This is a genomic window from Paraburkholderia sp. RL17-373-BIF-A (genome assembly GCF_046030175.1).
Classification (GTDB): Bacteria; Pseudomonadota; Gammaproteobacteria; order Burkholderiales; family Burkholderiaceae; genus Paraburkholderia.
This window is the reverse complement of the sequence record NZ_JARESO010000080.1, coordinates 20,341-31,867: the sequence shown is the minus strand read 5'-3', so window position 1 is coordinate 31,867 and position 11,527 is coordinate 20,341. Positions and strand designations below refer to the sequence as shown.

The window sequence follows — 11,527 nt, the reverse complement described above, 5'->3', positions numbered from 1 at the left end:
CCGTATCACATAGATGCGACCCGGCAAGTCACCCGCAACCTCGTCTTCGTCGTACGTGAAGTAGACAAGCGAGTGACGTTCAGTGTCCAGTACCCGGATTATATGGAGCAAGTCGAAAGTTGGATCTGACTCGGCCGTGAATACCTGCGCCTGCCTGGGAACAGTTCCGGCAATGCGGATGCTGCCTGTCTGATGGCAGGAAGCCGTCAGGTCCGTCCCATGGGTGATGCGTCCACTTCCCAGTGCGCCATCGGAATGCGACTCTGACACATAGCAGGTCACGCCTTTCACGAGAGGATCGTCGTAAGCCGAAATGGCGATGTGAGAACCATATCGCTGGGTATGCGTTTCGATCGTCGCCAGCTCCTTGGCTACGACAACGGAAGACGAAAATATCAGCAGTGCACCCAGGATGCGCCACCGCCCTGGAATCAGCTTGATCATCATCCACCTCCGGGTATCCGACAGTCAGATCTTCGGCCGCGCAACGCCGCGGCAGCGGATCGCTGACCTCAGGCTATTTCACCTGGAAGTCCGCTGCTTGACGCAGGTCAACGCCTGCGTGTTCGCCTGGCATCATTCTGAAAATGGATCTGTGGTTTGCATAGGGTTGCCTGTCGGCAGCAAATTGAACACTCCTTGTGCAAACGCCAACAAAACACGGTTTCGGTCGCCCGCGTCGCCAGAAAGTTCGCATATATGGCGGCAAGCGGTATCTATCTTCTGCTTGGCGACGTTTCGGAGGCGCTGACGCTCCTTGCGTTTGTGATAGGGATCGTCTTTCTGACGGTTTTTCAAAGCCACCGCACCGCACAGGTTCTCGACTCTCTTCGCGAACTGTCCGCGCCCCGCGCGCAGGTGCTTCGGGACGGGCAACGGCAACTTGTTTCAGCTGCCGACCTGGTGCCAGGCGACGTCGTATTCGTCGACGAAGGCGCACGTGTGCCCGTTGACGGCTCCGTGATGGAGGCTCACGAACTGAGCGTAGACGAGTCGCTACTGACAGGCGAGTCCGTTTCGGTAAACAAGTCCGCAGCGCGACCCAAACCACACCCGGAGGAAGATCCCGGCGGGCAGCTTTTTTTTGGGTCGATGGTGGTGCAGGGTCAGGGGCGAATGGTCGTGACTGCGACGGGGCCGAATACCACGCTCGGTCGGATTGGCAGTCGTTGACGGGCATCACGGAGGTCCGCTCGCCGTTGCAGCTGGAGACGAGAACATTCGTCAATCGCTTTGCGTTGGCCGCGATCGCGCTATGTCTGCTGCTCGTGTTGGCCTATCGCTGGCGCTCCGGGGAATGGCTCCCGGGCGTGCTCGCCGGTATCACGCTGGCCATGGGGATCCTGCCCGAAGAGATTCCTGTGATACTGACCGTCTTCATGGCGCTGGGGGCTCGCCGCATCGCTAACGAAGGCATGCTGACGCGTCGCACGAGTGCTATTGAAACCCTTGGCCAGACATCTGTACTTTGCGTCGACAAGACGGGTACGCTGACCCAGAACCGTATGTCGGTGCGTGTGCTCTCCGCGCAAGGAAAGCGGCAAGTGATCGATCAGACCACTCAGCACATTGACGAGGCGTATCACGAACTCATCGAATATCTGGTGCTCGCCAGCGAAATCGAGCCAGTCGATCCCATGGAACGCGCGTTTCACGAAACAGGCCGGGTTGGACTCGCCGGCACTGGACGTCTTCACAAGGACTGGTCGCTGGTTCATGAGTATGCGCTGACACCGGAGTTGTCGGCCATGTCCCACGCATGGCACACGCCGGAACTCGACGATCATGCAGTCGCCTGCAAGGGCGCGCGGGAGGCGGTCTGTGCTTTGTGTCACCTGGGCGAGCGGGAAACGCAGACTGTCCTTGATCAGGCCGCGCAGATGGCGTCGGGCGGGCTGCGGGTGCTGGGAGTGGCCAAGGCACGGCACTCACATCCCGAGTGGCCGGAAAAGCAGCATGACTTCGAGTTCTCTTTCGTGGGGCTGGTCGGACTCTTGGACCCGGTCCGCCCGGAGGTCGCGGGCGCTATCGCGGAATGCCACGCAGCTGGCATCCGCGTGGTGATGATCACCGGCGACTATCCGTCGACGGCGCGGGCTATCGCGGCCGAAGTCGGCATCGACGGCGCGCGGATCGTGGGCGGCCAGGAAGTGGCAGCGATGAATGACGCACGACTTCGCGAGGTCATCAAGAAGGTCGACGTATTTGCCCGTGTCAAGCCAGAGCAAAAATTACGGCTTGTCAACGCGTTCAGGGAAAGCGGCGAGGTGGTCGCGATGACCGGTGACGGCGTCAATGACGCGCCCGCGCTCAAGGCGGCGCACATCGGCATTGCGATGGGGCTGCGCGGCGCCGAAGTTGCGCGCGAGGTCGCCTCGCTGGTCCTGCTACGAGACGACTTCGCGCCGATCGTGTCGGCTATCCGGCTGGGTAGGCGCATCTACGCCAATCTCGTGCAGGCGATCAGCTACACGGTTGCCGTTCACATTCCGATGATCGCCGCCACCATGATTCCGGTTCTCGCTGGCTGGCCGCCGATGCTCGCGCCGGTTCACATCGTCTTTTTGCAGCTGGTTATTGATCCAGTCTGCTCGGTCGTGTTCGAAAACGAGCCTGAACGCGCGAACCTGATGCGTTTGCCTCCGCGCCGTGCCGGTGCGCGTCTGCTGTCGAACCGCGCGTTGGGCGAGGGGGCTGCGGCGGGCGCACTGGCGGCCATACTGGTGCTGGGTCTGTATGCAGGCCTGCTGACGCGCGGCTGCGACCTTGCCTTCGCGCGCACATTGCCATTCGTCGCGCTCGTGACGTGCAATGTTGCGTTGATCTTTGTGATCCGACTATTTCCCCAGTCAGGGGCCCGTGCCGGCGCACGTCAGCAGAATCGCTACCTCTGGATTGTTCTAGGTGTCACCAGCGCGGGGCTTCTGCTTCTCATGACCGTTCCTGCCTTGGCGCGGCTGTTCGGACTCGTCGCCCTGCTTAACCCTGATGCGGGCGTCTAGCACGCACAAAGCCAACTTGCGGAGTCGCCATTGTTGACCCCGTTGCATCTGCGGCTCATAGCGGAGTCTTTCTTTTTTTCGTCTCGCAAGCTATGCACTCTGGGCCCATTTCGCGTAGATGGCCGCTCCATACAGGGAGAGGATTCTCGGATCTGGAGCGGCTCGAAAAACGGCATGCGCCATAGTCCTGAGCTACAAAAAAACGAGCAGGCGCATGAGAATCCGATTCCGTTCATTCAGGATCAAGAGTTCGGCCTTGGACGCGCCAGCAGCAGCGGGTTCTGAGTGATGCGCGCGGTTCGGGCAGCGACGCTTCCGAGAAACCACCGAGCCAGACCGCGCCGGCCATGTGTGCCGACGACCACTAGGTCTGCATGCCACCGTTGGGCCTCGCGGACAATGGTGTGGGGTACGTCATCGCCAGTCAGCTCCGTTTTGACGAGGCCCGTTTCGACGCGATTTGACAGATTGGCGAAGACGCCTGCAGCCGCGGCAAGTATGCTTCTTCCTTCTTCTTTGAATGCGTCCTCAAGGACGTGGATCGGCACGAAGTCAGTCAACCGGACAGCGCGGTCGATGACATAAACTGCTCGAAGGCTCGACTCCGGCGCGGCAAAAAGCAAGCCAAAGCGCAGTGCATCCAGAGAGGCTCCGCTCCCATCAAGCGCAAACAGGATTCGGCGCGGAGACTCATGTATCTCGGCTACATAGCTGGCGGGCACAATGAGGATTGAGCACGGGGCTTGAGTTGTAACGAATTCGGACACCGTTCCTTCAACCCAACGTAGCAGGCCATGATGTTGACGCGCACCCACTACGAGCAGGTCCGCTTGCCATTCGGTTGCGGCATCAATCAATGCGTTTGCGGTATAGCCGCCTTGCTTTGAAAGCTCAAGTACCCCAACGTCGACGTCGACATTGACCGGCGCGAAAATCTCTTTCACGTGGGCAACCGCTTCGTTGGCGTTGCGAAACAGTTCTGCGCGTGCGGTCTGGAGCTCGGTATCCGTCATCGACCCAAGGGGCACGAGAACGCGAGGATTCTCTGCGACGCTTACGATACGTACCTGCACACCGGGTACCGCCATGTAGCGTATGTACGCCGCCGCACGTGCGGCGACGGATGACGAGTCAACTGCGATGAGTATCCGTTTGATTCCGGATGCGGCAGCCCTGTTTGCGCTTGAGGTAGTCACAATCTGATCTCCGGGCGACACCAGAAGTCTTGCTAGCGTTGATAGCTGATTTTCTCAACCTGCTTTCGTTGCTATTTGACACACGTCAGGCTTTGTGATGCAAGTGGGAGGGCTGACGGACCACAAGATAGCCACGTGCGTGCGTTGGATACGCATGTGTCTCGCAATCCGTCATGTGAGCATGTCTGAAAGACGCGTGACAGGATCGCTCGGCTCCATCCTTGCTTCACTTTCAGATACGTTCCGTTCGTCGCACTTTTACGATACCGCACACCGTGTCGATGAGGCGCTAGACCACGGGTGACGCGTATCGCGTCTTTCGAAACCTCGCGATCCGCACGTAAGATATCCCGGTCACGAGACCATAGAGAATGTGCAGACTAAAATTGATCCATGTTCGGCCGTCGATGAACCACGCAAATACCGCTGTCATGACGTAGAAATTCACAAGATAGAGAAGCGCACCGAACATTGTCCCAACGAGCAACGTCATTAACAAGTCGGAGTCAACGTTACACACTTCGACGAGTGCTGCAAGAACAAGTGAAAATCCGATTGCTAGAGCCAAATGAACGCTGAGCGCCACCACCAGCACGGCGATATCGTGTGAAGCCGACTCTACGAACACACCGTCCCCAAGCGCAATGGCAGCGACCATGCGGATCGCGCCCCACAAGCTCCCACCTTTTGCGCCGATCACACTCACGGCGAAACATATCAGAACAGTTGCCGAGATCGTGCCCGAAATTATTGCTGCCCGCCAATCTGGAGTTCGAAGCTTGAACTGGTCCCCGTGCAAATGAAATTCCATCGCTATCTCCTTCGATGAAGGGGCAACAAAACCCCAGAGAGCGGTCTGTATTCTTCTTGAGGGCCTTTCTTGGTCCCCGAGGCGGCTCAAATGCGGCAGTGGGACACGCTCATTCATCGACCGATTAAAAGGCCAACGAGTACGGTATTCCTCGACATATTCACTTCAGCGCCTGATTTGTGTCGCTATGGATTGAGCATAGGGCTCGTTCGCCATGAGAGATTGACGTGTGTCAAGACGACCGGTGTGCCCAACGGATCGAATGGGATAGAGGCTCATCATGTCTGCTCTCAGCCAGCGCAATGCGTTCGTCGCAATGAATTGTCCGTCGGGGCGCGCAATCATTCGCTATTGAAGTTCGAAGCGCAATGCGAGGCATGAAGTGTCCCGTTCAGACGGCTTCGAACAACAGTGATAGCCGTGGACGGATGGGTTGATTCAGGTCAATCTGCGGGATGAGTCGGCGAATAGAGTGTATTGGGGCGTTGTTATCCGGACAGCCCATCGACGGGGCGCATGAGAGTCGTCGCGCGAAGGCTCGACCAACCGTCTGAGGAAACATATCGGACCACCAAGCGGACACCTCGGAGACTTCGTCATGAACACTGCCAGTTCAACCCTCGATGATCACGACGAAGTCGGACGCATTCTCATTGCTGTAGACGCTTCGCCCGCCTCTTTGCGCGCTGCGGCCTATGTTCAGGGCATTGCGGCGCCCGGGGCACACGTGCGAATCGTAAGTGTGGCTGAAGATCCACGCAGGCTGATCCCGTTGGATCCACTTGTCGGAGTGGATCTCCGCTCGGTGCGCGACGAGTTGCTGCGCGGTGCTGAAGACGCGGTGGCTCAGGCACAGACCATATTTTCGAGCGGCGAGACGGTCGTCGACACTGAGGTGATCGATCTTTCCATGCAGGGTCGGGATGTAGCACACGCACTGCTTGAAGCAGCGCGGACGTGGCAGGCCGATCTCGTCGTCGTTGGCACCCGACAGCACCGTCGGCTACTACGCTGGCTGGAAGGAACAGTCTCTGAACCTCTTGCGCGAATCTGCCCATGCTCGATTCTAGTTGTTCCAGCTTCCTATGAAAGAGATACCTGCCGCGGTCCGAAGCGAATGCTCTTCGCCGTCGACGGTAGCTCACCATCGCAGCATGCCCTTCGATACGGTTTAAAACTCGCCACGAAGCAGACGTCCTTGCGTATCGTAAACATTCTTGATCAGGCGGTGTGGATGAGCGATTTCGTGCCGCTTCCTCTGGTTGAAGATGCACTTGTCAAAGAGGGCAACGCAGCCCTTGCGGCGGCAGCGGAGTTGCTTGCCGGATTACGAATCGAAGCGGAATCCGCGATGATCAGCACGGAAAGGTCCGGCGACGATGTGCCCCACGCCATCGTGAGGGAGGCAGATCATTGGAACGCCGATCTGGTCGTCATGGGCACACACGGTCGGCGTGGTATTTCGCGCTGGCTGCTGGGTAGCGTGGCGAGCCGCGTACTGCGCATCACCCACGTACCGGTGTTGCTCGTCCGCCCGATCCAAGCCTGAAAACGCCGCGGTCGCGGCGAAACATTGGGCGAAATGATTGTACTTGTGTTCCGATTCGATAAGCTCGTGCCGGACCGCTGGCGATCCACTACTTAGGCGTGTCATTCCGCTGAACCGGTTGCCGCACCTGTTGCCGTGCCGCCTCTGTCTGCCATTCGCGCCACAGCGCCATCAGAACAGCCAGTATTGCGGGCCCAAGGAACAATCCGATCAGACCGAATGCGGCGAGTCCACCAAGCACACCAAACATGACGAGCAGAAATGGAATGCGTGCGCTGCTGCTAATCACAAACGGCCTTATCAGATTGTCTACCCAGCTAATGACCAGCATTCCCCAAAGCAATAGCCCGACTCCGGCCACCGTGCGGCCTGCAAATAGAAGCCCGACTGCCACCGGTAGCCATACCAATGGCGTGCCAAAAGGAATCAATGCTACGAGAGCAGTGATCCCTGCCAGAGTGACGGGCGCAGTTACGCCTGCGGCCCAGTAACCCAGCCCGGCCAACACTGCCTGCGCGATCGCTGTCAGCACAATGCCGTAGACGACAGATCGGGTCATGCTGCCGATCGCGGTGAGATAGTCGTCAAGGCGCTCGCCGAGGAAAGGCCGCAAAGCCTGCCGTATCTGATTCAGAAGACTTTCTCCATCGCGGTACGTAAAAAACAGCGTCACGAGAGCAAACCCCAGCTTTGTGGCGTTTCTGGCCGCACTTCCGAGGATGTCACCGATTTCGCTTGTCCAGCGATTCGCCCATCCTGAGAGCTGGGAGCGGATGGCAGGGGGATCAATCTCCACATGATCGAGAAACGCCTGCAACGAGGAGCCGATCAAGGGGATACGCGCCAGAAAATCGGGTAGGTCGCGAGGACGATCGGAGAAGTAGGCGACGATGGCCCGGCTGGCGTCCCTTACATCTTCTGTCAAGGGCTTCATCAGCCAGAGGACTGGCAGTATGCACGCACATGTCAGGAGAAGGGTCATCAGCAGCGCGCTAGTGCCCGCGCTTTCACGAAGCAGGCGTCGCAAACGGCTGTAGGCGGGCCAGGTGACATACGAAATAATCAGCGCCCATGCGACCGGGACCAGAAAAGGGCGCAGAACCATGAACCCCAAAGCTACCAGACCAGCCAGAAGCAGTGTTAGCACGACATGCTTTCCCGATGGCATTGAACGCTCCTGTTCGTGATTCGGTTTTTCGGTATCCCGGCAGTGATCGCAGGCAGAGAAATGCATCCAGATGCGAGACCGAAAACCATATGATCTGCCCCTACCCGCACGTTACTGGTTGACCAAGGTCAATCAGCGAGTCTGACCCGCACCGATACTGGCATTTGCCGCGCACATCTTCCATGCGACGTTCGTCGACTCTCGTACAGAAGGATCGATCCATGTTGACTCCGACACGCACGATTAGCCCTGAGGGAGAAAGTTCCAAAAAATGGCACGCAATGCAGGTCGCGGCCATCGCCATGCAACTGGGCACCGATGGCGATTATGGTTTGACACTGGCAGAGGCGCAGCGGCGCCTCGCCAGAGACGGGCCGAACGAGATTCGTGAGCAGCGGCGCCGGAGCGTCCTTGACATGCTGATCTGTCAGTTCAAGGACTTCATGATCATCGCTCTGTTGGCGGCGGCTCTCGTGTCGGGCCTGATCGGCGAGGCCGCGGACGCGCTCGTGATCGTCTCGATCGTATTGCTTAACGCCACAGTCGGCTTCATCCAGGACTATCGCGCCGAGCGTGTGATGGCGTCGCTCGCACAGCTCGCCAGGCTGCAGGCGACAGTCGTTCGCGCAGGCGAATGTCAAACGGTCCCGGCATCGGGCATTGTGCAGGGCGACGTCGTTTTGCTGGATACCGGCTCTACCGTTCCCGTTGATCTTCGTCTTGCCGAGGCGTCCGGGCTGAAGATCGCCGAAGCGGTTCTCACTGGGGAGTCGGTGCCAGTAGAGAAGGGCACCGCGTCGCTTGACGACGCTTCGCTACAACTCGCCGACCGGACAAATATGGCTTTCAAGGGCACTGTTGTCACCTACGGTCGAGCACGAGGCATTGCCGTTGCTACCGGCATGGCCACCGAACTCGGCAAGATCGCCGGGATGCTCGAAGCGGCACCTGCAGTCCAGACGCCGCTGCAAAAGCGTCTTGCAGCGTTTGGGCGCCGACTGGCTACGATGATTCTTGTGATCTGCGCGATCATCTTTGCGACGGGTGTGCTGCGTGGCGAGCCAGTGCTGCTCATGCTTCTCACGAGCCTGAGTCTTGCTGTCGCCGCTATCCCTGAAGCTTTACCCGCAGTGGTGACCGTGATGCTTGCCCTTGGTGCGCGCAATATGGCACGACACAACGCCTTGGTGCGACGTTTGCCTGCGGTCGAAACCTTGGGGTCCGTGAGCTGGATCTGTACCGACAAGACTGGCACATTGACCCTAAACGAGATGTGCACAACTGAACTCTACGCTGATGGCGTGCGGCTTCCAATCGCATCGTTCGATACAAAAAGACCCGCTACGAGATGCTTGCTGGAGGCATTGGCGTTATGCAACAACGTTAGCCGCGCTGCGGGCGGGGAGGTCTCTGGCGATCCGACCGAGGTTGCGTTGTGGAGAGTGTCCGCTGACGCTGGCTTCGACAAGAGCGCGCTCGAAGTCACGGGCCCGCGTTCCCTGGAGTTCCCGTTTGACTCCGATCGCAAGCGGATGACGACGATTCACCGCAACGGAACCGGATTCATTGCTTACACGAAGGGCGCACCAGAGACGGTCATTGAACGTTGCAGCGCATCCCTCTCGGATCACGGTATGGTCGCCGTGGACCACGAATGCGTGCTGGCGGCGGCTGAGGCGATGGCGGATAGTGGTCTTCGTGTACTCGCCGTTGCGAGCCGGAAGTGGGACAGCCTGCCTGCCGGTCACAATATCGAAGAAGTCGAATGCGGTCTCACTCTGCTTGGCCTGGCTGGCATGCGTGATCCCCCGCGGCCCGACGTCCGGCAGGCGGTTGAGGCCTGCAGATCGGCAGGAATCACTCCCGTAATGGTTACGGGGGATCATCCCGTAACCGCGTGCGCTATCGCTCGCGAACTCGGCATTCTTGCCCCTGGGGACACCGTGTTGACCGGCCGTGAACTCAGTCGACTCACGGATGAAGCTCTAGTCGCGCAGGTTGTGCATGCCCGCGTGTTTGCCCGGGTGGACCCGGCGCAAAAAATTAGGATCGTCGATGCCGTTCGCGCGCATGGCCAGTTCGTCGCGATGACCGGTGATGGCGTGAACGACGCGCCGGCGCTCGCCGGCGCGGATATCGGCATTGCGATGGGAAAAAAGGGCACCGATGTCGCGCGGGATGCGGCCAGTATCGTGCTGCTGGACGACAACTTCGCCACCATCGTCGGTGCCGTCGAAGAGGGGCGGCGAATCTTCGATAATGTACGCAAGTTCATTCGCTATGCCTTGACGTGCAATTCGGCGGAGATATGGACTATTTTTCTCGCGCCTTTTCTCGGCCTGCCGATTCCCTTGCTTCCCATACACATCCTGTGGATTAACCTGGTCACCGATGGACTGCCGGGGCTGGCGCTAGCGGCCGAACCGGCGGAGAAGGGCGTCATGCTACGGCCACCACGGCCCCCCGGGGAAAGCGTCTTTGCCCGCGGCATGTGGCAGCACATCGCATGGGTTGGGCTCGCAATGGCCGGTGTTACGCTGCTCACGCAGGCATACGCCATCCACGTCGCGTCGGCACATTGGCAGACAATGACCTTTACGGTGCTCACCCTCTCCCAGATGGGACACGTACTTGCCATCCGATCGGAGCAAGCGTCGTTTTTCGCGCGGGGAGCGCGTTCAAACATGCCGCTTGTGGGCGCGGTGCTACTCACCTTTGCGCTTCAATTGGCGACGATCTATGTACCCGTGCTGAACACTGTTTTCCGGACGACCGCACTTAATATGGCTGAGCTGGCAATGTGTGTTCTGCTCTCAAGTGTGGTGTTTGCTCTGGTCGAGCTCGAGAAATATCTTATCCGCCGGGGACTGCTATACCGTTGAAACCCGCATCAAACAAACCCGTGCCGATCGCCAGTATTTGTGCGCCATCGCGCAGGAGAAAAAGTGCGTGCAGTTGCTTACGGCGTGCGAAATCCAGGCCTTTCTGAGGCCCCAACACCATGAGGGCGGTTGCATAAGCATCCGCGTCCATGCAGGACCTCGCCGGCACTGTGACCGACGCGACCCCCTTGCATAAAGGCTCACCTGTGCGCGGATCCACGACATGCGAGATACGCTTGCCCTCGCATTCGCTCCAGTGACGATAGTCCCCCGAAGTTGCGACCGCGACATCCGTGAGTTCGATCACGCCGAGCGCCTCCCGGCGTTCGTAGTCGGGACGCTCGATTGCGATTGCCTACAGTGCCTGGCCAGGCTTTGTGCCTCGCGCACGCATCTCACCGTCGATTCCGACAAGCCACGAGCGAGCGTCAAGACTGTCCAGCACACGCGCCAATTCGTCTACGCCGAAGCCTTTGGCGATACCGCACAAGTCGAAGGTCACGTGCGCCTGCTTGCGAGCGCGACACCGCTCGACGTCGACGTCGAACAGTTCGACCACCGGGCGTCGGGGTCGTCCGCGCGAGGCTTCCCGCATGGTTGGCCGCGGCGCGGTTTGACGGGCCGAAGCCCCACTGATCCACCGCATCGCCGACACCTGCGTTGAAAGCGTTGTCTGTCTCGCGCCCCATTTCCGTCGCACGCACCAGCACCGTCGCAAGGTTGCGGGATATCGGCACGCAGACGTCGGGTTCGGCTCTATTCAAGCGTGTCAAATCGGAACTCTCCTTCCAGTTCGACATTTCCTCGCCTACCGTTTGTACTGCCGCATCCAGTTCAGAAGCGATCAGGGCTCGGTCCAACCCCGCCGGCGCGTAGCATTGCACGCTGTATCGGGTGCCCATCGTCGGTCCGTTGAACG

6 protein-coding genes and 2 pseudogenes are annotated in these 11,527 nt (G+C 59.3%); 3 read left to right on the top strand and 5 right to left on the bottom strand.

From position 1 onward, the window contains the following. The coding region (locus tag P0D80_RS44195; protein ID WP_408293604.1) for a CreA family protein at nt 1-444 on the bottom strand (444 nt) is incomplete at its 3' end. Between the two features lie 210 nt (nt 445-654). Here P0D80_RS44195 and P0D80_RS44190 point away from each other — a divergent pair. Further along, nucleotides 655-3,002: pseudogene (locus P0D80_RS44190) on the top strand (cation-translocating P-type ATPase); the annotation flags it as partial. A gap of 242 nt (nt 3,003-3,244) precedes the next feature. Here the strand turns inward: P0D80_RS44190 and P0D80_RS44185 are convergent. Both P0D80_RS44185 and P0D80_RS44180 read right to left on the bottom strand, forming a co-directional pair. Continuing rightward, the gene (locus tag P0D80_RS44185) at nt 3,245-4,198 is read right to left on the bottom strand and encodes a universal stress protein (protein ID WP_408293601.1); all 954 of its coding nucleotides are present in this window, start codon (nt 4,196-4,198) and stop codon (nt 3,245-3,247) included. A gap of 289 nt (nt 4,199-4,487) precedes the next feature. Then, nucleotides 4,488-5,009 carry a hypothetical protein gene (locus P0D80_RS44180; RefSeq protein WP_408293598.1) on the bottom strand — a complete coding sequence of 174 codons (522 nt, stop codon included), beginning with the start codon at nt 5,007-5,009 and terminating at the stop codon, nt 4,488-4,490. Nucleotides 5,010-5,607: 598 nt separating this feature from the next. Here P0D80_RS44180 and P0D80_RS44175 point away from each other — a divergent pair. After that, on the top strand, nt 5,608-6,558 hold the full coding sequence (locus P0D80_RS44175) for a universal stress protein (RefSeq protein WP_408293595.1): 951 nt from the start codon (nt 5,608-5,610) through the stop codon (nt 6,556-6,558). An 88-nt stretch (nt 6,559-6,646) separates the two neighbouring features. Here the strand turns inward: P0D80_RS44175 and P0D80_RS44170 are convergent, their stop codons facing one another. After that, entirely contained in the window at nt 6,647-7,726 is a 1,080-nt protein-coding gene (locus tag P0D80_RS44170; RefSeq protein ID WP_408293592.1) for an AI-2E family transporter, read from the bottom strand. A gap of 221 nt (nt 7,727-7,947) precedes the next feature. Here P0D80_RS44170 and P0D80_RS44165 point away from each other — a divergent pair, with 221 nt between their 5' ends. Continuing rightward, entirely contained in the window at nt 7,948-10,608 is a 2,661-nt protein-coding gene (locus tag P0D80_RS44165) for a cation-translocating P-type ATPase (protein ID WP_408293590.1), read from the top strand. Here the strand turns inward: P0D80_RS44165 and P0D80_RS44160 are convergent. Then, nucleotides 10,580-11,510, bottom strand: a pseudogene (locus tag P0D80_RS44160) (FAD:protein FMN transferase). The gene P0D80_RS44165 and the pseudogene P0D80_RS44160 overlap by 29 nt on opposite strands. Nucleotides 11,511-11,527 lie beyond the last annotated feature (17 nt).

Excerpts from the sequence above, each read along its gene's own strand:
- P0D80_RS44180 (WP_408293598.1), bottom strand. The coding sequence starts at position 5,009 with ATGGAATTTCATTTGCACGGGGACCAGTTCAAGCTTCGAACTCCAGAT.
- P0D80_RS44175 (WP_408293595.1), top strand. The coding sequence starts at position 5,608 with ATGAACACTGCCAGTTCAACCCTCGATGATCACGACGAAGTCGGACGC.
- P0D80_RS44165 (WP_408293590.1), top strand. The coding sequence starts at position 7,948 with ATGTTGACTCCGACACGCACGATTAGCCCTGAGGGAGAAAGTTCCAAA.
- P0D80_RS44170 (WP_408293592.1), bottom strand. The coding sequence starts at position 7,726 with ATGCCATCGGGAAAGCATGTCGTGCTAACACTGCTTCTGGCTGGTCTG.